A 26,400-nucleotide genomic window follows, 5' to 3' on the forward strand; every position below is an offset into this window, starting at 1 on the left:
AGCTCGGGGGCTGAAAAAGCCGTCATCCCCGGCCGAGGCCGTCACCGGCCTTCTACCGGCCCCAGGAAGGTATCAGTGCACGTCACCAGCGTCGGCCACGCCGGATTTCTGATCCAGACCCAAGCGGGCAGCATCCTTTGCGACCCCTGGGTCAATCCCGCGTACTTCGCGTCCTGGTTCCCGTTTCCGGACAACAGCACCCTGGACTGGGACGACCTGGGTGACTGCGACTACCTATATGTGTCACACCTGCACAGGGACCACTTCGACGCGAAGAATCTGGCCGAACACGTCAACAAGGACGCGGTGGTGTTGCTGCCGGACTTCCCGGTGCCTGATCTGCGAAATGAGTTGGAGAAGCTCGGTTTTCACCGGTTCTTCGAGACCAGCGACTCGGTCAAGCACCGGCTCAGCGGTCCTAAGGGCGAGCTCGACGTCATGATCATCGCCCTGCGGGCACCCGCCGACGGCCCGATCGGTGACTCGGCGCTGCTGGTTTCCGACGGCGCGACAACGGTTTTCAACATGAATGACGCGCGGCCGGTGGACCTGGATGTGCTGAAGTCCCAGTTCGGGCACATCGATGTGCACCTGCTGCAGTACTCCGGGGCCATCTGGTACCCGATGGTCTACGACATGCCGGCCCGTGCCAAGGAGTCGTTCGGCGTCCAGAAGCGGCAACGGCAGATGGACCGCGCCCGCCAGTACCTGGCCCAGGTCGGGGCGACGTGGGTGGTCCCGTCCGCGGGACCGCCGTGCTTTCTGGATCCAGAGCTGCGCGGCCTCAACGACGACCACGGCGATCCGGCCAACATCTTCCCCGATCAGATGGTGTTTTTGGAGCAGATGCGCAGGCACGGCCACGACGGCGGGCTGCTGATGATCCCGGGATCGACCGCCGATTTCACCGGCTCCACCCTGCACTCGCTGACCCATCCGCTGCCCACCGACCAGGTCGAGGCCATCTTCACCACCGGCAAGGCCGACTACATCGCCGAGTACGCCGAGCGGATGGCGCCGGTCATCGCCGCCGAGCGGGCGAGCTGGGCGCCCGCGAGCGGGGAGCCGCTGCTGGAACCGCTGCGCGCCCTCTTCGAGCCGATCATGTCGCAAAGCGACGAGATCTGCGACGGCATCGGCTACCCCGTCGAGTTGGTACTCGGACCGGAGACCGTAATCTTGGACTTCCCGAAAAGAGCTGTGCGGGAGCGGATTCCGGACGAGAAGGTGCGTTATGGGTTCGCGATAGCACCGGAGCTGGTCCGCACTGTGCTGCGCGACGGCGAGCCGGACTGGGTCAACACCATCTTTTTGTCGACCCGTTTCCGGGCCTGGCGAGTCGGCGGCTACAACGAGTACCTCTACACGTTCTTCAAGTGCCTGACCGACGAACGGATCGCGTACGCCGACGGCTGGTTCGCCGAGACTCACGACGACTCGGCCTCGGTAACGCTGGACGGCTGGGAGATTCAGCGCCGCTGCCCACACCTCAAGGCCGACCTGTCGAAGTTCGGCGTGGTCGACGGAAACACGTTGACCTGCAACCTGCATGGGTGGCAGTGGCGGCTGGACGACGGGCGCTGCCTGACCGCAAAAGGCCACCAACTGCGGAGTTCGCGGGCGTGAACGACTCTTGCGGCACCTACGACGATGGCCTGGTCCAGCTGGACCGCGCGGCGATCACGTTGCGCCGCTATCATTTTCCTTCGGGCACATCGAAGGTGATCGCGCTCGAGGAGATTCGCGGATACAAAGCCGAAAACCTGGGGCTCTTCACCCAGCGGTTCCGGATATGGGGCAGCTCGGATTTTCGTCGCTGGCTGCCGCTGGACATCGGCAGGCCGTTGAAATCGAAGCTGATCACGCTGGACGTGCCGGGCACACGGCCCTCGCCCGCGTTCACTCCGGCGCGTCCCGACGAGTTCACCGCCCTGTTGGATGATCTGCTGGGACGGCGCCGGTAGGACGTCTGTCAGCTCCGGTCGGCGAGCGCTTGTTGCGCCGCGTTGTAGCCCGGGATGAAGGTGATGCCCGGGCCGCCGTGGCAGCCCGCGCTGCCCAGATAGAGCCCTTCGATCGGGATCGGCTGGCCGAGGAACCCCCGCGGGCCGGGCCGGTTGGGACCGATTTGGTTGGCATTCAACAGGCCGTGGCAGTAGTCGCCACCGGGGGCGCCGAACATCACGCCCATGTGCCTGGGCGTGAAGGTGGTGTGCCGGATGATGCTTCGTTCGAAATTCGGGGCGAGGCGGGTGATCTTTTCGATGACCCGCTGGCCCATTTCGACTTTGGCCTGCCCGTAGTCCACGTCGCCCTCGATCGGGAAGAACAGCGCGAACGCCGACGCGGCATGCTTACCCTCCGGCGCGAGGCCGGGGTCGTTCTGCGATGGGATCTGCAATACGACGGTCGGGTCGGCCGGGACGATCCCGCGCCGCGCGTCCTCCCATTGCTGCTGGACTTCCTCGGGTGTGCGGAACAGGCCGATCGAGGCCTGCATGGCCGGCTCGTTGAGAGCCTCGTAGGGCGCGGCGAAGGTAGGAGCCTCCTCGAGGGCGAAGTGCATCTGCAGGTAACTGCCGCGGTGGTCAATGCGCGCATAGCGTTCCCGGATGTCGGCGGGCAGCGCGGCGGGATCGACCATCTCGTTCAGCGTGACATCCGGTGCGATGCCGGAGATCACGATCGGGGCGTTCAACACGTCTCCCGCCTCGGTGCGCACCCCGGTCACCCGTCCGTCGGCGACCAGAATCTCGGTCACCTTGGTACGCAACCGAAGTTCGCCACCGTGGCCGGCCAGCACGTCGCACAGGTGTGAGGTGAGCGCGCCGATACCGCCCCGAAGCTTCTTCATCTGCATGGTGTTGCCGTCGGGAACACCGAGGCCGAAGGCGAGGGCGGCCGCGCTACCCGGCGTGGAGGGACCCCGGTAGAGCGTGTTCACGGCCAGCACGGTCATCGAGCCACGCAGTGCCCCATGCTTCTCGTGATCCGGCAGATATCGGTCCAACACGTCGGTCACCGATCCGAACAGCATGTCGTCGATGGCGGAGCGCTCGAATTCGTTTGTGGCACAGGCATACATCTCGTCGATGCTCTTAGGTGGCGTTCCGGCTTCGAATCTGCCCAGCGCCCGGGTGGGCCCTTGGCTCCAGGCCATCAGCCCCGCCATACCGTTGACCGCGTCCGCCCCGTGTACCTCGTTGAGATGGGTGAACAGCTTGAGTGGATCGCTGTACTGCACCAGCGGATCGTCGCCGACACCACGCACCGCCACCGACATCACTTCCAGGTCGATCGTGGGTATGGTGTCCAGGCCCAGCTCGTCGACCACCACCTGAGACGTCGGAAATTGCACCGAGCCGGCGATCTCGAACCGGTACCCGTCGAAAAGTTCCACGGTCGATGCCATGCCGCCCGCGTACAGCTTGGAATCCAGACACACCGTCCGCAGTCCGGCCTTTTGCAGCAGCACGGCCGCGGTCAGTCCGTTATGGCCGGCACCGATAACTATCGCGTCGTAGTCAGTCATGTACTGCCCTCCGGAATGGAGGCTCGCACGACGGCAAAGTTTTGTCAATTATGACGAAACTTGTCCAGCGGCGGCCGTGACCCACGAGTCGGCGATCCCGGCGCGCAGCGATTCCAGCGCCGCATGGCACAGCCTCGCGAGTTCGCCCAGCGACCGCTCGTCGCTGACCATCCAGACCTCCATGGCGCCGAACACCGCGGCCGCAATGCATCTGGCGGTCACCGCGGCACGCACGCGTTGATCCACCGTCGGATCCGCGCTGCCATTGGCCCTGCGACTGCGCCGTTGCAACTGCGCTCCGATGGCGTCGGCGAAGTCGGCCTGGACGTCACGGATGTGCCGGACTATGCGGCCGGGGTCGAGCTCGTCTTGCCGCAATGCCGCGATTTTGGTGACGGCGTCGACGTCGTACGGGAACGAGAAGATGGCCGCCTGCACCGAATCGATGATGGGTTCCTCGGCCGGCCGGTCATCCAAAGCGGAGCGAAACCAATGCAGGCCGGTGTAATCGGCGAACAACAGATCGTGCTTGGAGCCGAAGTGGCGGTAGAACGTCCGCAGTGACACCCCGGCATCGGCGGCGATCTGCTCGGCCGACGTGTCTTCCACGCCCTGGGCCAGGAATCGCACCAGGGCGGCCTGCCGCAACGCCTCGCGAGTGCGCTCGCTGCGCGCAGTCTGAGCCGGCCTGACCATGGGAACAAGGTACCAAGAAATCTTTTGACATTATTGACAAAACTTTCAACTGGGAGCGACACTTCGCCCATGGCCTCGATCATCATTCACTTTTTGCTAGGGCTCGCCTGCATCGCCGGGATCATCGCGTCGAACCCGAAGATCTACGCCAGACCTCAAGGCGGGCAGTGGCTTTCGCCATTGGAATGCGTGTATTACGTCGCCGGGATAGCCTCGATCGCGTTGGGATATTGGTTCAACATCCACTTCGTGATGGCGGCGCACGGGCAGGGCAACCTGATCTCCGGGCCGGCCAGCTATCCAGAATTCATCAAGGGGCAGTTCGCCAGCCCGGCCTGTGGCTCGGGCAATCAGGACTACATGATCGCGAATGTCATTCTGATGCCGGTTTTCACCATCGTCGACGGTCTCCGGCGCGGCATCCGGCGCCCGTGGCTCTTCTTCCTGTCCAGTTTCTTCACCAGCTTCGCGTTTCCGTTCGCCTTCTACTTCGCGACCATGGAACGCCAGCGCCGGCACGAGCGCGCCGCGGTCACGCCGGTCGCGGCCTGACCCGGCCCGCCGCTTCGACCGCGTTGCGCCGCGCGCTGTCCACGTCATCGGCGTGAGCCAGTGCGACACCCATGCGCCGTTTGACGAAGCTTTCCGGCTTTCCGAACAGGCGCAGGTCGGTGCGCGGCACCCGAAGCGCCTCGTCCACGCCGTCGAAGACCACGCCCTTGGCATCGACACCGCCGTAGATCACCGCGCTGGCGCCCGGCGTCTTGCACGTCGTGTCGACCGCAAGGCCCAGAATTGCGCGGGCATGTAACTCGAATTCGTTCTGCCACTGGGTGATCATCGTGACCATACCGGTATCGTGGGGCCGCGGGCTGACCTCGTTGAACCACACGCGGTCGCCCTTGACGAACAACTCGACCCCGAAAATCCCTTGCCCGCCGAGCCTTTCGGTGATTGCGCGGGCGATCGACTGCGCGTTCTTCAGCGCGGCGGCCGGCATCGGATGCGGTTGCCAGCTCTCCACGTAGTCGCCGCTGACCTGCTTGTGGCCGATCGGCGCGCAGAATTGAGTGCCCACCTGACCGTCGTCGCCGAGCGCCCGGACCGTCAATAGTGTTATCTCGTAATCGAAGTCGACGAATCCCTCGACGATGACGCGGCCGTGGCTGACTCGGCCGCCGGCCATCGCATGGTCCCAGGCCGCCGCGACGTCATCGGGTCCGTCGAGCTTGCTCTGGCCCTTGCCGGAGCTGCTCATCACCGGTTTGACGACGCACGGGTAACCGATGTTCTCGGCGGCCGCCCGCAGTTCGGCCGGCGAATCGCAGAACCGGTACGGGCTGGTCGGCAGGCCGAGGGTCTCGGCCGCCAAGCGCCGGATTCCCGCACGGTCCATGGTCAGGCGCGCCGCGAGCGCGGTGGGGATCACCCGTACGACGCCGGTCGCTTCCAGTTCCTCGAGTACCCCGGTGGCGATGGCCTCGATCTCCGGAACGACCACGTCAGGCCTCTCCGCCTCGATCAGGGCCTTGAGCTGGTCGGGATCCGACATCGTGATGGTCCGCGCATGGTGGGCGACCTGCTGGCCGGGCGCGTTGTCGTAGGAATCGACCGCGATCGTCTCCACACCGAGGCGCTGCAGCGCGATCACCACCTCGCGGCCGAGTTCGCCGGAGCCGAGCAGCATGACCCTGGTCGCGTCCCGCGACAGTGGCGTTCCGATGGTGGTCATCGAGCGACGGGCTCCAGCACCTCGGCGCCGACGAACGGCACCAGCGCCTCGGGCACCCGCACGCTGCCGTCGGGCCGCTGGTGGTTCTCCAGGATCGCCACCAGCCAGCGCGTGGTGCCCAGCGTGCCATTGAGCGTGGCCGCGGTCTGCGGTTTGCCCGCGGCGTCCCGATACCGGGTGGCCAGCCGGCGGGCCTGGAAGGTGGTGCAGTTGGACGTCGACGTCAGCTCGCGGTAGGCGCCCTGGCTGGGAACCCAAGCCTCACAATCGAATTTGCGGGCGGCCGACGAGCCGAGATCGCCCGCGGCGACGTCGATCACCCGATACGGCACCTCGATTCGGGCCAGCATTTCACGCTGCCAGCTCAGCAGGCGCTGGTGTTCGGCCTCGGCGTCGGCGGGTGTGCAGTAGACGAAGCCCTCGACCTTGTCGAACTGATGCACCCGGATGATGCCGCGGGTGTCCTTGCCGTAACTGCCGGCCTCACGGCGAAAGCACGACGACCATCCCGCATACCGCAGCGGGCCGCCGGACAGATCAAGGATTTCGCCGGAGTGGTAGCCGGCCAGCGGCACCTCCGAGGTGCCCACCAGGTAGAGGTCGTCGGCCTCGACCCGGTAGACCTCGTCGGCATGCGCGCCGAGAAACCCGGTGCCGGCCATCACCTCCGGGCGCACCAGTACCGGGGGAATCATCGGAATGAAACCGTTCTCGACGGCCAGCCGCAACGCGAGCTGCAGCAGGCCCAGCTGAAGCAGCGCGCCTTTGCCGGTCAGGAAGTAGAACCGCGACCCAGACACCTTGGCTCCGCGCTGCATGTCGATGAGCCCGAGCGATTCACCGAGCTCCAGGTGGTCCTTCGGGTCGTCGATCGCGGTGGGCTCGCCGACCACGTCGAGGACGGCGTAGTCGTCCTCCCCGCCGGCGGGCACCCCGTCGATGATGACGTTGGAGATCGCCATGTGCGCCGCGGTGAACGCCGACTCCGCGTCGGCCTGGGCGGTTTCGGCTGCCTTTACCTGCTCGGCCAGCTCCTTCGCGCGCGCGAGCTTGGCGGGGCGCTCCTCGGGAGACGCGGCGCCCACGCTCTTGCTCGCCGACTTCTGCTCGGCCCGCAGGTCGTCGGCGGATGAGATCGCGGCCCGGCGGGCGGCGTCGGCCGACAACAGGGCGTCTACCAGCGACGGATCCTCCCCGCGGCTGAGTTGGGAGCGGCGCACGGCGTCGGGGTCTTCCCGGAGCAGCTTCAGGTCGATCACGGCCCTGAGACTACTTTCACCGCCGTCGGCCGCCTGCCAGAGCATCGCACGTAACGGTCGCAGGACTCACATCAGTAACTTTTGTCACGGGTCTCAGATGCTGCTGTCAGAATGGACCGGATGTCGCAAGCGCCCGAAAAAGAACTTTCCGAAGGCCGGGGGGCCGAGTTGTCCGCCGCCCCGATCGATGAGTCGTCCGATCAGCAGCCGTCCACCTCCCGGTGGCCGCGCAGCCTGCAGGCCCGGGCGACTCGACGCGCGCTACTGCTGACCGCGCTCGGCGGCCTGTTGATCGCAGGGCTGGTCACCGCGATTCCGATGGGGGGCCCCGGCTCGGGACGGTTTCTCGACAGCAGCCCCGTGCGCAGCACCGGCACCAAGAGCGACGCCGCCTTCAACCGTGCGGCCGCCGGGGAATGCCTGATGTGGCCGGACATCACACCGGAATCGGCGAAGATCGTCAACTGCGGCGACGACCACAAATTCGAGGTCGCCGAATCCATCGACCTGAGGACGTTCCCTGGCGCCGAGTACGGGCCCAGCGCCGCCCCGCCGACGCCGGCACGCATTCAGCAGATCACCCAGGAGCAGTGTGAGGCGGCCGTCCGCAATTACCTCGGCCCCAAGTTCGATCCGAACAGCAAGTTCACCGTCAGCCTGCTCTGGCCGGGCGACCGAGCCTGGCGCCAGTCCGGCGATCGCCGCATGTTGTGTGGCCTGCAACTGCCCGGGATGAGCAATCAGCAGCAAGTCTTCAAGGGCAAGGTCGCCGACGTCGACCAGTCCAAGGTGTGGCGGGCCGGCACGTGCCTGGGCATCGATTCGGCGACCAACCAGCCGACCGACGCGCCGGTTGACTGCGCGGCGCCGCACGCGATGGAAGTCACCGGCACGGTCAACCTGGGCGAGAAGTTCCCCGGTGGCCTGCCCACCGAGCCCGACCAGGACGCTTTCATCAAAGATTCGTGCACCAAGATGACGGACGCGTATCTGGCGCCGGTCAAGCTGCGCACCACCACCCTGACACTGATCTACCCGACGGTGCCGCTGGCCAGCTGGACGGCGGGCAGCCGCGAAGTGGCCTGCAGCATCGGCGCCACGCTGGGCAACGGCGGCTGGGCCACCCTGCTGAACAGCGCCAAGGGTCAGCTGCTGATCAACGGCCAACCACCGCTGCCGCCACCCGACATCCCCGAAGAGCGCCTCACCATGCCGCCGATTCCCCTTCAGGGCCCGGCGCAGCCGCCGTCCACGCAGTCGGGCCTCGGTCCCGGCCCGGCCCCGGAGATCCCGCCGAATAATCAGCACCTGCCCGGACAACAGCCCGTTCAGCAACCCCAGCAGGCCCCGGCCCAGCAGGCGCCGCCGCCCGCGGATAACGGTGGCCCGCCGGCCAATCCGGCACCCGAGGCGCCCGCGCCGGCCCCGCCGCCCGCGCCACCGCCGAATCCCGCACCGGAGGCGCCACCCGCCGAGCCACCGCCGGGGGGCTAGCCGAGTGTCCGTGCGGATGAATCCGCAGCGCTTCGACGAATTGGTCTCCGACGCCCTCGACCTGATCCCGCCCGAGCTGGCGGCCGCCATGGACAACGTCGTCGTACTCGTCGAAGACCGCCATCCCGAAGACACCGAACTGCTCGGGCTGTACGAGGGGGTGGCGCTGACCGAACGAGACTCCGACTACTTCGGCTCGTTGCCGGACGCCATCACCATCTACCGCGAGGCGCTGCTGGACGTGTGTGAATCCGAAGACGAGGTCGTTCAGGAGGTGGCAATCACGGTGATCCACGAGATCGCGCACCACTTCGGCATCGACGACGACCGGTTGCACGAGCTGGGCTGGGCCTGAGTACCTCGAACGCCCGCCGGATTTCCGGGCGCGGCATCCCGGATTCGTCCCCGCCGGATGCTATGAACTCACCTATGAGCATTGACTGCCGCGACTGCCGGGCAGGCTTAGATCACTGTCACGGCACCATCATTCGCCACGCGCTGCACCGGTCGGAATGCACGGAGCCGGACTGCTTCAGTCCCGAGCTGTTGCCGCACGCCTTCGTCATCGACTGCGACGCCGTCGGCTGCGCATGCACCGAAGTAGTTGCGCTGGCCGTCTGACCGAGAAGTCAGCCCATCGGGTCGGTGCTTGAGCGCACCGCGTCCGTGACGGGGGTCGCTTCTTCCTTCGGGTAGAACGGTGGCGTCAAGCTTCCCCAGCGCACGCAACTCCACCGCCCGTCGGTGATCGGGGTCAATGCCACCGATTCGGCGTTGTCCAGGTGGTTGTCCAGCGCGAAGTCGGCAGCTACGCCGGCTAACACCGCGGCGGCCAGCCGGATCGCGGCGCCGTGGCTGACGAGGATGATGTCGCCGTGGAAGTCGCGGTTGTCGAGATAGCGCAGGCGCAGATCGGTGAGCACCGGCACGTAACGGTCCAGCACGTCGTTGCCGGTTTCGCCACCGGGCAGCGCGAGGCCGAGCTCGCCGTGGTGCCAACGCTCGTAGACCGCGTTGAACTCGGCGACCGCGTCGTCGTCGTTGCGGTTTTCCAGCCGCCCGACTTGGACCTCGTGGACGCCGGCCATTTCGGTGGCGGGCATGTCGAGCTGGCCGCCGATCACGGCGGCCGTCTGCAACGCCCGGGTGGCCGCGGAGTGTGCGAGCATCGCCGGCCGCGGCGAACGGCGGGCAAACGCGCGGGCCTGGTCGCGGCCCAGCGGGGTCAGCTCCGCACCGGGCGGGCGGGTGTCGAGGCGGCGGTCGACGTTTCCGAAGGACTGGCCGTGTCGCAACAGGATCAACCGGCCGCTCACCGCCGCGCCCCCCGCCCGTCCGGTCTTCCGTCTCGAAGCTGCGTCAGCCAGCGCGTGGCCTCGTCGGCCGACGGCGGCAGCCCTCCGGCTGGTGAGCCGGTGGGCCAGGACCCCAGGTATCGCACATCGGCACAACGTCGGTGCAGTGCTTTGAGTGCCTCGGCGACCGCATCGTCGTCGATATGGCCCACACAATCAACAAAAAATCGGTAGGTGCCGAGTCCGGTTCTGGTGGGCCGGGATTCGATGCGGGTCAGGTCGATGCCACGGACGCCGAATTCAGCGAGCGCGCCCAGCAACGCACCGGGTGCGTTGTCGATTTGGAGCACCACCGAGGTGCGGTCGGCTCCGGTGCGCGCCGGTGGTGGGGCCGGACGCCCGACCAGAAGGAAGCGGGTGCGGGCGTTGGGTTCGTCGACGACTCCCTCGGCCAGGGTGGCCAGCCCCCAACGGTCGGCGGCCAGCGGCGAGGTCACCGCGGCGTCGACGTGTCCCTCGGCCACTTGTTGGGCGGCGTCAGCGTTGGAGTACGCGGGCCGCAGCTTGGCATCGGCCAGATTGGCGGCCAACCACTGTCGCACCTGGGCCGCCGCCACACTGAAGGCCGCCAGCGTCCGCACGTCCGCGGCGCTACGGCCGGGCTTGACAACGATGCTGAACGCGACGGTCAGCGTGGTTTCGGCGAAAACCTGCAGGGGTGAGCCGATGGCCAGGCTGTCCAACGTTGGCGTCACGGAACCGTCGATCGAGTTCTCGATCGGAACGCAGGCATAGTCAGCCGCGCCGTCGCGCACGGCATCCAGTGCCGCGGAGTTGCTTTCGACGGGCGCGGGTTGAACTGCGGCCGAGTCCTGTTCGGGGACCAGGCCGGCGGCGGTGATCTGCCGCAGCGCCGCCTCGGTGAACGTCCCCTCGGGACCGAGGTATGCGATGCGGGCCACGTCCCAACCCTAGCGGCGTACAGGACAGAAAACCCTTGCGACGCCACTCCCAGGTAAGTTAACTTAGGCTTACCTAATCGGAGGACGAGAATTGTGTTACCGCTGAGCTGCCCCGCCCCGACCACCGCCGAACGGATCCGCAGCGCCTGTGTCCGCGCCGGCAGCGCGCTGCTGGCCATCGACCATGACGACCCGGTCGCCACCCCGGTGCATCACCTGATGGACGACGGATCCGTCGCGCTGGTAGTACCCGCAGAACAGGAACGCGGGCTCACACGCCCCGCCTCGGGCTCCCAAGCGCTGCTGGAGCTGACCGACTACGCGCCGCTCCCGTTGCGCGAACCGGTCCGCTCGCTGGTCTGGGTGCGAGGCCACCTGCAGGAGGTACACCCGACCGAGATCCTCGACACGCTCGACCTGATCGCCGCGGAGTGCCCGAATCCGGCCTTGCTGGGCGTCGACACGCCGCGATGCGCCCCCGCCGACAGCGAAGAGCTGCGGTACACATTGTTGCGCCTCGAGATCGCCTCGGTGGTCGTCACCGATGCCACCGGCGCGGAACCGGTCAGCGTGGCCGCCCTGCTGGATGCCCGGCCGGACCCGTTCTGTGCCCTCGAGTCGAACCTGCTGTGGCACCTGGACACGGCCCACCGCGACGTCCTGGCCCGACTGGTGTCCAGGCTCCCGGCGCCGCTGCGGCGCGGCCACGTGCGACCCCTGGGCCTGGACCGTTACGGCGTCCGCTTCCGGGTCGAGGGCGACGACCGCGACCACGACGTCCGGCTGCCGTTCCACAAGCCGGTCGAGGACATGACCGGTCTGAGCCAGGCCATCCGGGTGCTGATGGGCTGCCCGTTCATCAACGGCCTTCGCGCGCGCGGCTAGCCGAAGTCGCGGCGTGCCAGCACCGGCGAGCCCGGGGCACGTACGTTAACCAGGTGAACGGCGAACGATCACCGCAGCGCCGGCGTCCTGAGGGCTCGAGCCCGCCCCTGCGCCCGCGCGCCGGGCAACCGGGCAACGAACCGCCGCAGGTAATCCGCCGCCAGAGCGCGCCTTCCCCGTCACCGACCGCGGAGACCCAGCCGCTGCGGCGACAAACGACACCTCCCCCGCCCGCCGTCGCTTCGTCGCCGTCCCAGGTACCGCCGCCGCGACCGCAAGCGCCGAGCACCCGCAAGCGAGGCAGACTCCGCTGGGTCCGCACGGTGGTATCGGTCCTGCTGGTGACCGTTCTGCTGGTCGGCGCGGGCATCATCGGCGGTGCGGTTTGGTTCGACTACAAGCTGCACCGCGAGGAGGTGCTCACCGATTACCCCGGCCGCCCCACAGCCGGCCGGGGTACCAACTGGCTCATCGTCGGATCGGACAGCCGCCAGGGACTTACCGCCGCGCAGCAACAGGACTTGACCACCGGTGGCGATATCGGTAACGGCCGTACCGACACGATCCTGCTGGTACACGTGCCTGGTGTCGGATCCGACGCGACGCCGACGATGGTGTCGATACCGCGCGACTCCTACGTGCCCATCCCGGGTCACGGCAAGGACAAGATCAACGCCGCGTTCGCGATGGGTGGTGCGCAACTGCTGGTGCAGACGGTGGAGCGGGCCGCCGGCCTGCGCCTCGCTCATTACGCCGAGATCGGATTCGGCGGATTCGCCGCGCTGGTGGACGCCCTGGGCGGTGTGACCGTCTGCCCGAAGGCGCCGTTCAAAGACCCGTTGGCCGGCATCGATCTGCCGGCCGGCTGCCAGACCCTGACCGGCCGCAGCGCGCTCGGGTATGTCAGGTCACGCGACACGCCGCGAGCCGACCTGGACCGGATGGTCAATCAACGGCAGTTCGTGACGGCGCTGCTGCGTCGGGCCGCCAGTCCCGCGGTATGGCTCAATCCATGGCGCTGGTACTCGGTGCCGCGCGCGGCCGCCGACGCGCTGACCGTCGACCGGGATGACCACGTCTGGGACCTGGCCCGGCTCGGCTGGGCACTGCACGGGACGACCACCACCATGACCGTCCCGATCGGCGAATTCACCAGCGGCGACGCCGGCTCGGCAGTGGTGTGGAATCACGAGGAGGCCGCCAAGTTGTTTCAGTCGTTGGCGTCCGACGCGCCGGTGCCGCCCGCGTCGGGCGAGCAGCAATAGCGGTCGGCTAACGGCTGCCCTCGCCCGCACGGTTGCCCTGCAACCACGCCTTGGTGCGACCCGGGTGGTGCGTGGCGAGCCAGGCCACCCCTACGTCGCGGCAGAAGTCGATGTCTTCGTAGTCGTCGACATTCCAGCAGTAGACCGCCCTGCCCTGGGCGATGGCGCGGTCGGCGAGCTGCGGATATTCCTTGAGTGTCGTCAGCGAAGGCCCGACGGCGGTGGCGCCGATGGCGGTGGGCGCACCGCTGGTCAGGTAGCGCGCGGTCTTACCGAGTAACACCGTGGGCAGCAGCGGCGCAGCTCGCCGGATCCGCCAGACCGCGGCGGCCGAGAATGACATCACCACCGCGCGGGACCGGTCCGCCGAGGCGGGCGCTGCGATGCCGAAGCGATGCAGCGCCGCGAGCAGCTTGGTTTCCACCAACGAGCCGTACCGGACCGGGTGTTTGGTTTCGATGAACAGCTTCACCGGCCGACGCCAATCCAGCACCAGTGAAACCAGCGCGTCCAGCGTCAGCAAACTGGTGTCACCGTGCGTGCCGTCTTCTCGCCAGCTGTCGTGCCACGCCCCATACTCGAGCTCACGCAGCTCGGCAAGCGTCATGGTGCTGACCAGGCCCGCCCCGGTCGAGGTCCTGTCCAGCCGGCGGTCGTGTACACACACCAGATGGCCGTCGCGGGTCAATCGCACGTCGCATTCGACGCCGTCGGCGCCTTCTTTGAGCGCGAGGTCATAGGCGGCCAGTGTGTGTTCGGGCCGAGCGGCCGAGGCGCCCCGGTGGGCGACGACAAAGGGGTGCCCGGCGAGCACCTCGTCGGCCCACGTCATACCCCTATGCTGCCGGTTCCTGCCCCTTCAACTCAACTGGGTCGGCCGACGCCGGTGCGGCGGGCTGGTCATCGCCAACCGCGATCCAGCGACGCGCGGGCCGTGCGACCGGTTTGCGCTGGAATCCCTCGAAGACGCGCGTGGCTGCGGCCAGCGTGGCGGCCGCGAACAGGTAGGCGAAGACCATCAGCACGGTGTTGTTGGCGATGCCCTGGGCGTCGGTGGCGAAGCTGGTCGCGATCGCCGCGATGGACACCGCGTAGCTGCACACCCATGCGCCCCACCATTGAAGGATGGTGCGTCGCAGGCGGGTGTAGTGCTCTTCAAGTATGGCCAGCTCGATCACGTACACCGGGGCCCACAGCAGGTTGGCCAACGGCACAATGCAGCCCGCCCACAGCGCCCGGGTCGAGCGCTGCTCAGGCAGGCCGTGATGGGCCAACACCGCGGCGCGGCGCGCGATCATCCAGCGGATCAGCAGCACACCGGAGGCGATCACCGCCGCGCCCGCGCCCACGCTGGCAAGCACACCGAGCCAGTCGGCTCCGATGGCCACCCATGAATTCAGCAGGGTGTTGCGGTTGATCACCAGCAGCACATACCGCACCACGTAGACCAGGGCGGCGATGCTGAGCACCAGCACACTGACGAAGGTCGTGGTGCGGACGAGCTGCGCCGGCGGCCCCGCCTGCGCAGGTGCTGCGACAGCTGCGGGCGTCTGCTCGGCGCGGTCGGCCAACCCCCAGCGCGGTATGACGGTGTAGCGCGGCGTGGGCCCAAGCGGACGGCGGCCGCGTCGGGTCGGCGGCGCTGCGCCGGGCCGCACCGCTATCCAGCGGTAGCCGGGCGGCAACCGCGGCGGCGTGCGCGGCCACCTCGGGGTCGCCGACGGGCGAGTCTGCGTCGGTGCGCCGGGTGCGCTCCATCGCGGGTCTGCAGGGGGTCCATCGGGCGTGGGCGCCATCAGGGCCCCGCGGCAGCGGGGACACCATTCGCGTTGCCGGTCGCGCACGTTCCAGCGCGTGCCGCATTGGGAGCACACCTGGATCACCGGACCAGACTAACGCCGGCCCGACGCGGGCCGAGGGACACCGGCGACCGGACGCGTGGGAACGGTGATCGACTACCGTTCGGCGGGCTCGGCAACCGACCGCGCCGCGGACGGCTATCCACAGTTTCCACAGCTTTGTCCACACCCGTTCAGCGGGCGCGAAAAGCATCGCTACAGCCTCCGGGGGCAGACCGTGGTGTCTCTGTGGATAACGCTCCGCGGGTTATAAGCACGCCAAGGCGGGCCCAAACCGGGCGTCGAGCGAAACCGCTTGCCTTGCTAAGCATTGGTACGGTCGTCCCAGCCCTCGATCTACTTCCCCCGAATGCCCTGCGGTTATCGCCAACCCACAGTTCAGCGCATTATTTCGCATGCTCGCCCGGAGGCGCTATGATCGCGTTCGCGAAAGGTGTTTGTGACTCACCTCACTGACGCGAGGTGACCGTGGTGGAAAGGCGAGTGATGGCCACGCATTCGTTCGGTCCGGGTTCAGCGGGCCCGTCGAAGTCGTATTGCGGCTCGCCGGCGTGGAATCACAGCTATAGCGTCGCCGCACTGCGCGCGGGATTGATCGCTCTGCTGTTGCTCGCGGTGCTCGCGATCATCGTCTTGTCTTGATTCGTCTTGTCTTGAATCGTCGCTGAGCGGGTATCCGCGTTCCGGCTCACAAGGGTCGTTCTTGCGGAGCGCGCGGTCATGGAGCAGGGTTGATCTCGGCTGGCCTCCGTGAGGCGGCACCGCGCGACTGAGCGTCAAGACGACAACCGAAGAAAGGAATGCCGTGGCTGAATACACCCTGCCCGACTTGGACTGGGACTATGCAGCGTTGGAACCGCACATCTCGGGGCAGATCAACGAGATCCACCACACCAAGCACCACGCCACGTACGTCAAAGGCGTCAACGACGCTCTGTCCAAGCTCGAAGAGGCACGCGCCAACGAGGACCACGCTGCGATCTTCCTGAACGAAAAGAACCTCGCCTTCCACTTGGGTGGTCACGTCAACCACTCGATCTGGTGGAAGAACCTGTCGCCGGACGGCGGCGACAAGCCGACCGGTGACCTGGCCGCCGCAATCGACGACGCGTTCGGATCCTTCGACCGATTCCGCGCGCAGTTCAGCGCCGCCGCAAACGGACTGCAGGGGTCGGGTTGGGCGGTCCTGGGCTACGACACCCTCGGCGGCCGGCTGCTGACCTTCCAGCTGTACGACCAGCAGGCCAACGTTCCGCTCGGCATCATCCCGCTGCTGCAGGTCGACATGTGGGAGCACGCCTTCTACCTGCAGTACAAGAACGTCAAGGCGGATTACGTGAAGGCGTTCTGGAACGTCGTCAACTGGGCGGACGTGCAGAAGCGGTACGCGGCCGCGACCTCGAAAACCCAGGGTCTGATTTTCGGCTGACTTTCATTTCGATCGGCGGGGGCGTCGCGCGGTTTGCGCGGCGCCCCAGTCGTTTGTTCGACCCTCATCCGACCGCGCGAAGGCGTGCGCCCACGCCGCTGACCGTGTCGTGTTGCACCGCGCCTAAACCGCAGGCATGCTTAATTATTCGGACTTACCAGTGTGGTTATTCCAAGCGGAAGCGTCGCGCGGAGGTCGAAATGGAGACTGGGTCGGACGGGCCTATCGGGGTTTCCCCGTTCCATTCTCGTGGTGCCCTGAAGGGGTTCGTGATCTCCGGGCGGTGGCCCGATTCGACCAAAGAATGGGCCCAGCTGCTCATGGTCGCGGTCAGGATCGCGTCGTTGCCCGGATTGCTCTCCACCACAACGGTCTTCGGCGCTCGCGAAGAATTGCCGGACGAGCCCGAGCCAGGCACGGTCGGCCTGGTGCTCGCCGAAGGCACGGTCTTCGGTGAATCCGCGATCCAGCCAGGCTATTTCGCAGACCATCAACCTCCGGCCCTCCTGATGTTGCACCCGCCCTCAGAGACCACGCCGTCACTGCCCGAATGCACCGGGGCGGCCTCGGGATGCGTATTGCTGCCTGGCTTGCCATATCTGGGACTCGAGCATCGGGCGGCGTGGGTGGAAGCGGAGGCCGACGGCACCATCACCTCGATGGTGAGTCGGGTCGGTGTCGACCCGATCAACCATCCCGATACGGCGATATTGGCGATGCTGCTCGCCGCGTAACCAAATGCCCGACGACAGTTCGGTGGTCGAACGCCAGAAATACGGCCGACCGAACTCCGCTGCGCCGGTGGCGGACGCCGAACGGGCCCACTAGCCTGGGACCGTTAGCGAAGGGGAGTAGCCCCCAATCGTCGGGTCGACATACTGGCGCATAGCCCGGCCGGCGAACCGGGTTCTTCCGGTGGGCGAGACCTTCGACCGGAGTTCGACGACTTCCACGGTCGTCGACGACGTGTCGAAAGGTCGTCCGAGATGCTCGCCGCCACGCTGTTGACCCTGGGAGTGGTCTTCATCGCCGAACTCGGCGACAGGTCCCAGCTCATCACCATCACCTACGCCCTGCGCTACCGCTGGTGGGTGGTGCTGACCGGGGTGGCCGTCGCAGCGTTCTCAGTGCACGGGGTTTCGGTGGCGCTCGGCAATTTCTTGGGCGCTGCCCTGCCGGCGCGCCCGCTGGCCTTCGTATCGGCCCTCGCGTTCCTCGCGTTCGCGGTATGGGCCTGGCGTGAGGGCGCCGCGACCGACGAGGCGGCGTCGCAGCCGCGCGAACCGCGATTCGCCTTCCTGACGGTGGTGTCGTCGTTCGCGCTCGCGGAGATGAGTGACAAGACCACCCTGGCGACGGTGACATTGGCCAGCGATCACGACTGGATCGGGGTGTGGATCGGCTCGACGGCGGGAATGGTGCTCGCCGATGGCTTGGCGATCGCCGCGGGACGGCTGCTGCATCGGCGCCTTCCGGAAAAACTGCTGCACGTCGCGGCCAGCCTGCTGTTCCTCGCTTTCGGGTTGTGGATGCTGTTCGACAGTGCCTTGGGCTGGCGTTGGGGGGCCGTCGCCGCGACCGTCGCGGTGGCGGTCTGCGCGGCCGTATTCGCGGTCGCGCAGGCGCTGCGGCGCCGCGAACCGTCGCGGAGATCGGCGGGGACGACTCGAACCGGTTAAGTTAACGACGCCTCGGCCACCGGCCTCGGGCTGAGGTGGCCGGGCGGCGCGTCAGTCAACGAGGCGGATTTCGTTCTCGGCAGCAAAGGGCGCGCTGAATCGTCCCAGCTTGCTGATCCGTTGCGGTGCGGTCGCTCAGCACGGCGTCGCACGCTATTTCCCCCGTCAGCAGGCCATCCGTCCGCCACTAAGCGGCGAATGCCGAATTCTGCGGATAACCTGTGAGTTTCAGTGTTTTAGTGGACACCCCAGCGAATCAGTTAGACGCTCGTCAAGTGAGAAGTTGGTAGGCGTCAGCTATGCCGGTCGGCGTACCCTCGGGGTTTGCACCTGGTTACGGTCACCAAGCCTCGCTACCATGATCAGCAAATACACCTAGGTAATAGTTCACTTCTACAGCCCAGTGGAGGTCATATCAATGAGCACGACATTCGCTGCTCGCCTGAACCGCCTGTTCGACACGGTGTATCCGCCCGGACGCGGGCCGCACACCTCCGCGGAAGTGATCGCGGCGCTCAAGGCCGAGGGCATCACGATGTCGGCTCCCTACCTCTCTCAGTTGCGTTCCGGCAATCGCACCAACCCGTCGACGGCGACCATGGCCGCTTTGGCCAACTTCTTCCGGATCAAGTCGGCCTACTTCACCGACGACGAGTACTACGAGAAGCTCGACAGGGAATTGTCGTGGCTGGCCACGACGCGCGACGACAATGTGCGCCGCATCGCGGTGCGCACGGCCGAGCTTTCCCCCGAGGCGCAGCATGAGGTCATGGAGCGAGTCAACGAGTTGCGACGCGCCGAGCACTTAGACGCCTGACGCCCACGCCCGCCACCGGCTGTAGGGCCCGCCCTGGAGGGCTGCCGCCCGCCCATTCCGATTAGGGTTGGCAAAGCGGATCGCGCAACCGCGAGAGCTAATCCACGAGATGACCGGGAGGCGGCCGGGAATGGCCTTGTTCCGCAAGCGAAAAAGTCGCGCGACGCGTCGCGCTGAAGCCCGGGCGATCAAGGCCCGCGCGAAGCTCGAGGCCAAGCTGGCCGCAAAACACGAGGTTCGGCGCGCCAAGGCCGCTCAACGGGCGGAGGGCAAGGCGCTGCGCGCGCAGATCAAGGCGCAGCGAGACAGCGACCGCAACGCATTGAAAGTCGCTGAGGCCCAACTCAAAGCCGCGCGGGAGGGCAAGATCTTCTCACCGACACGAATCCGCCGGGTGCTGACCGTGTCTCGGCTGCTCGCACCGATCCTCACCCCCCTCATCTACCGTGGGGCCGTCGCGGTCCGCGCGCTGATCGACCAGCGCCGCGCAGATCAGCTCGGCATTCCGTTGGCTCAGATCGGCCAATTCTCCGGTCACGGCGCCCAACTGTCCGCCCGCATCGCCGGCGCGGAGAAATCGCTGCGAATGGTGCAGGACAAGAAGCCCAAGGATGCCGAGACCAAGCAGTTCGTGTCCGCGATAGCCGAGCGGCTGACCGATCTGTCCGCGGCGATCACCGCCGCCGAAAACATGCCTGCCGCACGGCGTCGCGCGGCCCACGCCGCCATCTCGTCGCAGCTCGACGGGATCGAGGCGGACCTGATGGCCCGCCTCGGACTGAACTGAACCCGCCCGAAACCCAGCACTTCGCCATGTCAGTTCGCAGCAGGTGGATCGCGCGTAGCCTGATCGCTGTCTCCGCGGCCGTCGCCCTGTATTTCGGGGCTGCGGCCCAAACTCCCGCCGCCTGGGCGCATGTGCACGCCAGTAGTGACAACGCGGTGCGGGGCGCCATGGCGGTCGTCACCTTCCAGGTGCCAAACGAATCGAACACCGGGGCGCTCACCACGGCGTTGACCATCACGCTCTCCGACGTCGCATCGGCACGCACCGAAAGCCTGCCCGGCTGGACGGCCAAGCTCGACCGGGACGTCGCGTCCGGCACCGTGCGCTCGGTGACGTGGACCGCCGCGCCCAACGGGGGGATCGGACCGGATCAATTCGGGCTGTTCCGGTTGTCGGTGAAACTGCCCGACACCGATACCGTCAGCTTCCCGGCCGCGCAGACCTACGCCGACGGGACCGTCGTGAACTGGGATCAGCAGCCGCTGCCCGACGGGAGCGAGCCGGAGCACCCGGCGCCCATGCTCACCCTCGCCACCGCCCAGCCGGGACCGCACCAACACCACGGGTCGCCCAGCCCCGCGCCTGCCGCAGCGCGGTCGACCGCGGCCGATAACACCGCCCGACTGCTTGCGGGCGCGGCTCTGGTGCTCGCGGCTGCGGGCGTCGCGATCGCACTGATCCGCCGCCGGGCATGAGGCGCCTGGCGGTTGGCGCGTGCGCCGGCGTCGCGTTTGTGATCGCCACACTGATGGCGCCGGCCGCGTCGGCACACGCCACCCGCATATCCACCGATCCCGCGGCCGATGCGGTGCTGGCGGCCGGTCCGCAGCGGGTGAGCGCCACGTTCAACGAGCAGCTGCAAACCACCTTCGCCGCGATGACGGTGGTGGGACCCGACGGCAACGTGTGGTCGGCCGGAGAGCCCGCCGTGCGGGGTGCGGTCGTCGGCATCGCGCTGCGTGCACTCGGACCGGCCGGGACGTACACGGTGAACTACCGCGTGACGTCCGCCGATGGCCACGTGGTGTCCGGGTCTTGGTCGTTCAGGCTCACCGTGCCCGGCACGGGCACGCCTGGTCCCCCCGCGGCGGGCCCGGACGGCGGCGCGCTCCCGGTCTGGCCGTTCGTGGCCATCGCGGTCGCACTCGTCGCCGGCGGTGCGTGGTGGGCGACGCGTGGCCGGCGGTGACGCCGGTGGCCGGTGACCGGCGGCCGAGGCGCCGCGAGGCGTCCTGGCATGATGGGACCTTGAACCCGGTGGGGGAACGACGACGAAGGAAGCTCGAGGAGCGGCCGCATGGCAGACCCGCAGGACCCGACCAACAGCGCACCCGACGGCGCCGGCACTCCGCCGGAGAAGAAACCACCCGCTAAGGCGGCGAAAAAGACCGCCAAGGCGCCCGCCAAAAAAGCACCGGCGAAAAAGGCGCCCGCCAAGAAGGCACCGGCGAAGAAGGCGCCCGCCAAGAAGGCACCGGCGAAGAACGCCGAGCCCGCGCCGCCGAAACCTCCCGAGCAGCCGGTCGATGTCCAGCGGCGCGCCGAAAGCAATGGTGACGTAACCGCGGCCGCCAAAGATGCTGCCGCACAGGCGAAGTCCACGGTGGAGGCCGCGAACAACCCCGTCTCTCCCGCGGCCGCGGGTCCGACGGCGGGCCAATCTCCGGTGCCGCTGATCGTTGCCCTGGCCGTGAGCCTGCTGGCCATCTTGCTCATCCGCCAGCTGCGTCGCCGCTGATTTACCGTGTCAAAGTGACGGTGTCTTTCCGGCCGACGGCCGACCTGGTAGACAGCATCGGTCCCGACGTACGCAGCTGCGACGTGCAATTCCGCCAGTTGGGCGGCCGGACCGAATTCGCCGGACCGATCAGCACCGTGCGATGTTTTCAGGACAACGCGCTGCTGAAGTCGGTCCTCTCGGAGCCGGGCGGCGGCGGCGTCTTGGTCATCGACGGCGACGGCTCCCTGCATACCGCGCTGGTCGGCGATGTGATCGCCGAGCTGGCCCGCTCAAATGGCTGGGCCGGGCTCATCGTCAACGGCGCGGTGCGCGACTCTGCCACGTTGCGCGGCATGGATATCGGTATCAAGGCGTTGGGCACCAATCCCCGCAAGAGCACCAAAACCGGCGCCGGCGAGCGCGATGTCGAGATCACCCTGGGCGGGGTGACGTTCGTGCCGGGCGAGATCGCCTACAGCGACGACGACGGCATAATCGTCGTCGCCCTAGAACAGTAATCCGCTAAACCGCCACCGGCACACGCTTTTTCGCGAACTTCAAGCCTTCGTCGTCGACCTTGCCACGCCGGATGGTGCGCATGTCGATGAAGTAGTTCTGCTTGAGCCGCCACGGTGCCCGCGACCCCGACTTGGGCAACAGGTCCATCGAACGCCGGAAGTAGCCGGGAGTGAAGTCCATGAACGGCAGCTCGTCAACGTCATTGCCCGGGTGCTGAGGCTCCACGAAGTCAAAGCCTTTGGCGTCCATGTAGTTCAGCAATCGGCAGACGAATTCGGAGACCAGGTCAGCCTTCAGCGTCCAGGACGCGTTCGTGTATCCGAAGGTGATGGCGAAGTTCGGCACACCGGAAAACATCAGGCCCTTGTAGGTCATCAGTGAGGTCAGATCGATGTCCGCACCGTTGCGGGTCGGCTTCACCCCGCCCAGCAACTGCATGTTCAACCCCGTTGCGGTGATGATGATGTCGGCCGCCAGCTCTTCACCCGAGGTGAGCCTGATACCGGTCTTGGTGAACCGCTCGATGGTGTCGGTGACGACGTCGGCCTTACCGTGGCGGATGGTCCGGAAGAAGTCGCCGTCGGGCGCCAGGCACAGCCGCTCATCCCAGACGTTGTAGCGCGGGCCGAAGTGCTTTTCGACGTCGTAGCCCTCCGGTAGGCGCCGCTGCGCCATGGTCATCAACGTCTTGCGCATATAGCCCGGCGCCTTGCGGGACAGCTGATACTGAAAGGTACTGAACGCGATAGCTTTCCACCGGTTGGCCATATGCGCGAGGCGGTCGGGCAGCAGTCGGTTCGCCTTGACTGCGAAGGGATCAACACCGGGCAGCGAGCCGATGTAGGTCGGCGAGCGCTGCAGCATCGTGACGTGCCCGGCGCCCGAGTTGACCAGGGCGGGAATCAGGGTGATCGCGGTGGCTCCGGAACCGATGACGACGATGCGCTTGCCCGCATAGTCGAGGTCCTCCGGCCAGTGTTGCGGATGGACAATGGTGCCCCCGAAGTCGTCCGCGCCGGGGAAGGTGGGCGAATATCCCTCGTCATAGTTGTAGTAGCCGGTGCAGGCGAACAAGAACGAGCACGTGATCTCGCTCTGGCCGCCATCGCTCTCGACGGTCAGGGTCCAGAGGTTGTCGGCATCGGACCAGTCGGCGGCCACCACCCGGTGGCGGTAGCGGATGTGCGGCTCGATCCGGTTCTCGACCGCGGCTTCTTTGATATAGGACTTGATCGACGCTCCGTCGGCGATGGACTTCGCCGATCGCCAGGGCTTGAACCGGAAGCCCAGGGTGAACATGTCGGAGTCCGACCGGATCCCCGGGTATTTGAACAGGTCCCACGTTCCGCCGAGGTCGGCGCGGCGTTCGAGAATGGCGTAGCTCTTTGTCGGGCAGCGTTCCTGCAGGTGCCAGGCCGCGCTCACGCCGGAGATGCCGGCGCCCACGATGAGGACGTCAAGGTGCTCAGTCATGAATCCAACGCTATCAACACCGTGTTGAACTAGTCAACACCCTGTTGAAATTCTCGACACGGTGTAAAGTAGCGCCCGTGACTACTGTCGGTTCCGCGCGCACCCACCGAGGCAGGCGTTCGGCGCGCCCGTCCGGCGACGACCGTGAACTGGCCATTCTGTCCACCGCCGAGCGACTGCTGAAAGAGCGCCCCCTCGCCGACATCTCGGTCGACGACCTGGCCAAGGGGGCCGGACTGTCGCGCCCGACGTTCTACTTTTACTTCCCGTCGAAAGACGCGGTGTTGTTCACCTTGTTTGAGCGCGTGATCATGGAAGCCGACTCCGCGCTGGAGACCATGGTCGCCAATCCGCCCGCCGATCTGAAAGCGTTGTGGCGCATAGGGATCAATGTCTTCGTCGAGACGTTCGGTGCACATCGGGCGGTGTCGCTGGCCGCCGACGCCGCGCGCACCAACAAGGACGTCGGCGAGCTGTGGTCTCGCTTCATGCAGAAGTGGGTTGATCACACCACCACCGTGATCGAAGCCGAACGCGCTCGCGGTGCGGCGCCGGTGACGCTGCCGGCCCAGAATCTCTCCGCGGCGCTGAACCTGCTCAACGAGAAGGTCATGCTCAGCTCGTTCGCCGACGGGCGACCGTCGGTGCCCGACGAGCAACTGCTCGACACGCTGGTGCACATCTGGGTCAGCAGCGTCTACGGCAAAGCCTGCTGACCACGGGTGTCGGGGCCGTATGCGAACATATGTTCGTGCGGTGCGATGCTTCCATCCTGCACGCGGACCTCGACTCGTTCTACGCGTCCGTCGAACAACGCGACGACCCCACTTTGCGCGGCCGCCCGGTGATCGTCGGCGGCGGTGTGGTGCTGGCCGCGAGCTACGAGGCCAAGGCATATGGCGTGCGTACGGCCATGGGCGGCTCGCAGGCGCGAAGGCTGTGTCCACACGCCGTCGTGGTGCCCCCGCGGATGAGCGCCTATTCGCGCGCCAGCGACGCCGTCTTCGAGGTGTTTCGCAATTGCTCTCCGATCGTCGAGGCGCTATCGGTGGACGAAGCCTTCCTCGATGTCGGCGGACTGCGCCGGGTAAGCGGCAAGCCGGTCGCGATCGCCGAGCGGTTGCGGGCGGACGTGCGCGACCACGTCGGTCTGCCCATCACCGTCGGCGTCGCCCGCACGAAATTCCTCGCCAAGGTCGCCAGCCAGGAAGCCAAGCCCGACGGACTGCTGCTGGTGCCGCCCGATCAGGAGCTGACGTTCCTGCGGCCGCTGCCGGTGCGCCGGCTCTGGGGTGTGGGCGCGGTGACCGCCGAGAAGCTGCGCGCGCACGGCATCGTGACCGTCAGCGACGTCGCCGAGCTCAGCGAGTCCGCGCTGGGCTCGATGGTGGGTGGTGCGATGGGTCGCCAGCTGTACGCGTTGTCCCGCAATATCGACCGCCGCCGGGTGACCACCGGCGTGCGTCGCCGGTCCGTCGGCGCTCAGCGGGCGCTAGGACGCGCCGGAAATACCATGTCGCACAGGGAAATCGACGCCGTAGTGGTGGATCTTGTCGACCGCATCACCGGCCGCATGCGGGCGGCGGCGCGTACCGGTCGCACGGTGGTGCTGCGGCTGCGCTTCGACGACTTCACCCGGGCGACCCGCTCGCATACGTTGCCGTGGGCCACCTCCTCCACGGCGCCAATTTTGGCCGCCGCACGCCGACTGGTCGCGGACGCTGCGCCGCTCATCGCGCAGCGCGGACTGACGTTGGTCGGGTTCGCGGTGTCGGGCATCGACCGCAGCGGGTCCCAGCAGTTGACGCTGCCGTTCGGCGAGCCCAAGCACCGCGTGCCCGGCGACGACATCGATGCGGCCATCGACCGGGTGCGCCGGCGCTACGGCAAGTCAGCGCTCACTCCCGCGGTGCTGCTTGGCCGCGATCCGGGCTTCGAGATGCCGCACTTGCCCGACTAATTCGTCCCGGTCCACTCCAGCAGCTTGTCCGCCGGCCAGGTGTTCACGATCCGGTCGACGGGGACGCCCGCGTCCAGCGCGCGCTGTGCGCCATATCCCAGAAAGTCGAGCTGGCCCGGCGCGTGGGCGTCGGTGTCGATGGTGAACACGCATCCGATCTCCAGCGCCAGGTTCAGCAGCCGGCTCGGCGGATCACGCCGCTCGGGCCGCGAGTTGATCTCGACCGCCGTGCCGTGATCGCGGCATGCGGTGAACACCGCCTCGGCGTCGAACTTGGACTCCGGCCGGATGCCACGATTCCCGGATACCAGCCGGCCGGTGCAGTGACCGAGCACATCGGCGTGCGGGTTGGTCACCGCGCGCAGCATGCGCCGGGTCATCGCGGCGGCATCCATCGACAGCTTGGAATGCACGCTGGCCACCACTACGTCGAGGCGGTCGAGCAGCTCGGGTTCCTGGTCGAGGCTGCCGTCGTCGAGGATGTCCACCTCGATCCCGGTCAGGATGCGCATCGGTGCGAACTGCTCCTGCAGGCCCTCGATGACGTCGAGTTGCTTGCGTAACCGCTCCGGCGACAGGCCATTAGCGATGGTCAGCCGCGGTGAGTGGTCGGTCAACGCACAATATTCGTGGCCCAGCGCCGCGGCGGACGCCATCATCTCCTCGATCGGCGCCGAGCCGTCCGACCAGTTGGAGTGCAGATGCAGATCACCCCGCAGCGCGGACCGGATCTCGCCGCCACCGAGATCTTCGGCCGTGGAACGCAGTTCGACCAGCAGGTCGGGCTCGCGGCCAGACCACGCCTGGTCGATGACTTTGGCGGTCTTGGGGCCGATACCCGGCAGGGTCTGCCAGCTGTTGGCCTGCCCGTGACGCTCCCGGGTCGCGTCGTCGAGCGCCTCGATGATGTCGGCCGCGTTGCGATAGGCCATCACGCGTCTGGGATCGTGGCGGCTGCGGTCCTTGAAGTAGGCGATCTGCCGTAACGCCGCTACCGGATCCATGACTCCCAGTGTGCCCACGCGGTGACTGCGAGC

Annotated in this window: 29 protein-coding genes and 1 pseudogene; 20 read left to right on the forward strand and 10 right to left on the reverse strand. The window is 67.1% G+C overall.

Annotated elements, in window-relative coordinates:
* Window positions 1–75 precede the first annotated feature (75 nt).
* Window positions 76–1,626, forward strand: coding sequence for an MBL fold metallo-hydrolase (locus A5686_RS25840; RefSeq protein ID WP_067940383.1), 1,551 nt, complete (start codon window positions 76–78; stop codon window positions 1,624–1,626).
* On the forward strand, window positions 1,623–1,964 hold the full coding sequence (locus tag A5686_RS25845) for a hypothetical protein (RefSeq protein ID WP_067940386.1): 342 nt from the start codon (window positions 1,623–1,625) through the stop codon (window positions 1,962–1,964). The genes A5686_RS25840 and A5686_RS25845 overlap by 4 nt, the downstream gene beginning before the upstream one ends.
* Window positions 1,965–1,972: 8 nt before the next feature.
* Here A5686_RS25845 and A5686_RS25850 read toward each other — a convergent pair whose 3' ends face one another.
* Together A5686_RS25850 and A5686_RS28155 are read right to left on the reverse strand one after the other, a co-directional pair.
* Window positions 1,973–3,532, reverse strand: a complete 1,560-nt coding sequence (locus tag A5686_RS25850; protein WP_067940390.1) for an NAD(P)/FAD-dependent oxidoreductase — start codon at window positions 3,530–3,532, stop codon at window positions 1,973–1,975.
* Between the two features lie 48 nt (window positions 3,533–3,580).
* Window positions 3,581–4,228, reverse strand: a complete 648-nt coding sequence (locus A5686_RS28155) for a TetR/AcrR family transcriptional regulator (protein WP_067940393.1) — start codon at window positions 4,226–4,228, stop codon at window positions 3,581–3,583.
* A 69-nt stretch (window positions 4,229–4,297) separates the two neighbouring features.
* On the opposite strand from A5686_RS28155, the gene A5686_RS25860 reads away from it, so the two are divergent.
* Complete coding sequence (locus A5686_RS25860) at window positions 4,298–4,780, forward strand: DUF2834 domain-containing protein (RefSeq protein WP_067940395.1); 483 nt, start codon at window positions 4,298–4,300, stop codon at window positions 4,778–4,780.
* Here A5686_RS25860 and purT read toward each other — a convergent pair.
* Entirely contained in the window at window positions 4,761–5,960 is a 1,200-nt protein-coding gene (gene purT / locus A5686_RS25865) for a formate-dependent phosphoribosylglycinamide formyltransferase (RefSeq protein ID WP_067940398.1), read from the reverse strand. The genes A5686_RS25860 and purT overlap by 20 nt on opposite strands.
* Window positions 5,957–7,219: a serine--tRNA ligase gene (gene serS / locus A5686_RS25870; protein WP_067940512.1), complete on the reverse strand. Its 1,263-nt coding sequence runs from the start codon at window positions 7,217–7,219 to the stop codon at window positions 5,957–5,959. Before serS ends, purT begins: the two co-directional genes overlap by 4 nt.
* Before the next feature lie 111 nt (window positions 7,220–7,330).
* On the opposite strand from serS, the gene A5686_RS25875 reads away from it, so the two are divergent.
* The 3 genes and pseudogenes from A5686_RS25875 (at window position 7,331) to A5686_RS25885 (ending at window position 9,334) form a co-directional block, all read left to right on the forward strand.
* Window positions 7,331–8,713, forward strand: coding sequence for a septum formation family protein (locus tag A5686_RS25875; RefSeq protein WP_067940400.1), 1,383 nt, complete (start codon window positions 7,331–7,333; stop codon window positions 8,711–8,713).
* Between the two features lie 4 nt (window positions 8,714–8,717).
* Window positions 8,718–9,142, forward strand: a pseudogene (locus A5686_RS25880) (metallopeptidase family protein); the annotation flags it as partial.
* Window positions 9,143–9,334, forward strand: a complete 192-nt coding sequence (locus tag A5686_RS25885; protein WP_067104906.1) for a hypothetical protein — start codon at window positions 9,143–9,145, stop codon at window positions 9,332–9,334. It abuts the pseudogene before it with no gap.
* 8 nt (window positions 9,335–9,342) lie between these two features.
* Here A5686_RS25885 and A5686_RS25890 read toward each other — a convergent pair whose 3' ends face one another.
* Together A5686_RS25890 and pheA are read right to left on the reverse strand one after the other, a co-directional pair.
* Window positions 9,343–10,029, reverse strand: a complete 687-nt coding sequence (locus A5686_RS25890; protein ID WP_067940405.1) for a histidine phosphatase family protein — start codon at window positions 10,027–10,029, stop codon at window positions 9,343–9,345.
* The gene (gene pheA / locus A5686_RS25895) at window positions 10,026–10,970 is read right to left on the reverse strand and encodes a prephenate dehydratase (protein ID WP_067940407.1); all 945 of its coding nucleotides are present in this window, start codon (window positions 10,968–10,970) and stop codon (window positions 10,026–10,028) included. Before pheA ends, A5686_RS25890 begins: the two co-directional genes overlap by 4 nt.
* 93 nt (window positions 10,971–11,063) lie before the next feature.
* Between pheA and A5686_RS25900 the strand changes: the two genes are divergently transcribed.
* Both A5686_RS25900 and A5686_RS25905 read left to right on the forward strand, forming a co-directional pair.
* Window positions 11,064–11,855, forward strand: coding sequence for a DUF2470 domain-containing protein (locus tag A5686_RS25900; protein ID WP_067940410.1), 792 nt, complete (start codon window positions 11,064–11,066; stop codon window positions 11,853–11,855).
* 53 nt (window positions 11,856–11,908) lie between these two features.
* On the forward strand, window positions 11,909–13,120 hold the full coding sequence (locus tag A5686_RS25905; protein WP_067940414.1) for an LCP family protein: 1,212 nt from the start codon (window positions 11,909–11,911) through the stop codon (window positions 13,118–13,120).
* A gap of 7 nt (window positions 13,121–13,127) precedes the next feature.
* On the opposite strand, the gene A5686_RS25910 is transcribed toward A5686_RS25905, so the two are convergent.
* Window positions 13,128–13,952 carry a glycerophosphodiester phosphodiesterase gene (locus tag A5686_RS25910; RefSeq protein ID WP_067940417.1) on the reverse strand — a complete coding sequence of 275 codons (825 nt, stop codon included), beginning with the start codon at window positions 13,950–13,952 and terminating at the stop codon, window positions 13,128–13,130.
* Window positions 13,953–13,956: 4 nt separating this feature from the next.
* Window positions 13,957–15,003: a DUF4328 domain-containing protein gene (locus A5686_RS25915; RefSeq protein WP_156750243.1), complete on the reverse strand. Its 1,047-nt coding sequence runs from the start codon at window positions 15,001–15,003 to the stop codon at window positions 13,957–13,959.
* Window positions 15,004–15,465: 462 nt separating this feature from the next.
* Here A5686_RS25915 and A5686_RS27715 point away from each other — a divergent pair, with 462 nt between their 5' ends.
* From A5686_RS27715 to rraA, 10 genes are all read left to right on the forward strand, one after another.
* Window positions 15,466–15,621, forward strand: a complete 156-nt coding sequence (locus tag A5686_RS27715; protein WP_197520704.1) for a hypothetical protein — start codon at window positions 15,466–15,468, stop codon at window positions 15,619–15,621.
* 163 nt (window positions 15,622–15,784) lie between these two features.
* A complete protein-coding gene (locus A5686_RS25920) occupies window positions 15,785–16,408 on the forward strand; it encodes a superoxide dismutase (RefSeq protein ID WP_067940423.1) in 624 nt (207 codons plus the stop codon).
* A 200-nt stretch (window positions 16,409–16,608) separates the two neighbouring features.
* Window positions 16,609–17,142 carry a peptidase gene (locus A5686_RS25925; protein ID WP_067940426.1) on the forward strand — a complete coding sequence of 178 codons (534 nt, stop codon included), beginning with the start codon at window positions 16,609–16,611 and terminating at the stop codon, window positions 17,140–17,142.
* A 252-nt stretch (window positions 17,143–17,394) separates the two neighbouring features.
* A complete protein-coding gene (locus A5686_RS25930) occupies window positions 17,395–18,087 on the forward strand; it encodes a TMEM165/GDT1 family protein (RefSeq protein ID WP_067940428.1) in 693 nt (230 codons plus the stop codon).
* A 418-nt stretch (window positions 18,088–18,505) separates the two neighbouring features.
* Window positions 18,506–18,904, forward strand: a complete 399-nt coding sequence (locus A5686_RS25935; RefSeq protein WP_067940431.1) for a secretion protein EspR — start codon at window positions 18,506–18,508, stop codon at window positions 18,902–18,904.
* 130 nt (window positions 18,905–19,034) lie between these two features.
* Window positions 19,035–19,691: a DUF6474 family protein gene (locus A5686_RS25940; RefSeq protein WP_067940433.1), complete on the forward strand. Its 657-nt coding sequence runs from the start codon at window positions 19,035–19,037 to the stop codon at window positions 19,689–19,691.
* Window positions 19,692–19,717: 26 nt separating this feature from the next.
* Complete coding sequence (locus A5686_RS25945; protein WP_067940436.1) at window positions 19,718–20,386, forward strand: YcnI family protein; 669 nt, start codon at window positions 19,718–19,720, stop codon at window positions 20,384–20,386.
* Window positions 20,383–20,880, forward strand: a complete 498-nt coding sequence (locus A5686_RS25950; RefSeq protein WP_067940439.1) for a copper resistance CopC family protein — start codon at window positions 20,383–20,385, stop codon at window positions 20,878–20,880. The genes A5686_RS25945 and A5686_RS25950 overlap by 4 nt, the downstream gene beginning before the upstream one ends.
* 108 nt (window positions 20,881–20,988) lie before the next feature.
* Window positions 20,989–21,429 carry a nucleoid-structuring protein H-NS gene (locus tag A5686_RS25955; protein ID WP_067940442.1) on the forward strand — a complete coding sequence of 147 codons (441 nt, stop codon included), beginning with the start codon at window positions 20,989–20,991 and terminating at the stop codon, window positions 21,427–21,429.
* A gap of 14 nt (window positions 21,430–21,443) precedes the next feature.
* Window positions 21,444–21,929, forward strand: a complete 486-nt coding sequence (gene rraA, locus A5686_RS25960) for a ribonuclease E activity regulator RraA (protein ID WP_067940444.1) — start codon at window positions 21,444–21,446, stop codon at window positions 21,927–21,929.
* A 4-nt stretch (window positions 21,930–21,933) separates the two neighbouring features.
* On the opposite strand, the gene A5686_RS25965 is transcribed toward rraA, so the two are convergent.
* Window positions 21,934–23,403, reverse strand: coding sequence for an NAD(P)/FAD-dependent oxidoreductase (locus A5686_RS25965; RefSeq protein ID WP_067940447.1), 1,470 nt, complete (start codon window positions 23,401–23,403; stop codon window positions 21,934–21,936).
* 77 nt (window positions 23,404–23,480) lie between these two features.
* Between A5686_RS25965 and A5686_RS25970 the strand changes: the two genes are divergently transcribed.
* Window positions 23,481–24,119: a TetR/AcrR family transcriptional regulator gene (locus tag A5686_RS25970; protein WP_067940450.1), complete on the forward strand. Its 639-nt coding sequence runs from the start codon at window positions 23,481–23,483 to the stop codon at window positions 24,117–24,119.
* A gap of 29 nt (window positions 24,120–24,148) precedes the next feature.
* The gene (gene dinB, locus A5686_RS25975; protein WP_067940453.1) at window positions 24,149–25,363 is read left to right on the forward strand and encodes a DNA polymerase IV; all 1,215 of its coding nucleotides are present in this window, start codon (window positions 24,149–24,151) and stop codon (window positions 25,361–25,363) included.
* On the opposite strand, the gene A5686_RS25980 is transcribed toward dinB, so the two are convergent.
* On the reverse strand, window positions 25,360–26,367 hold the full coding sequence (locus A5686_RS25980; RefSeq protein ID WP_067940455.1) for a PHP domain-containing protein: 1,008 nt from the start codon (window positions 26,365–26,367) through the stop codon (window positions 25,360–25,362). The two genes, dinB and A5686_RS25980, sit on opposite strands and share 4 nt — an antisense overlap.
* Window positions 26,368–26,400 lie beyond the last annotated feature (33 nt).

The sequence above is a fragment of the Mycobacterium sp. E2479 genome (assembly GCF_001667925.1).
Taxonomy (GTDB): domain Bacteria; phylum Actinomycetota; class Actinomycetes; order Mycobacteriales; family Mycobacteriaceae; genus Mycobacterium.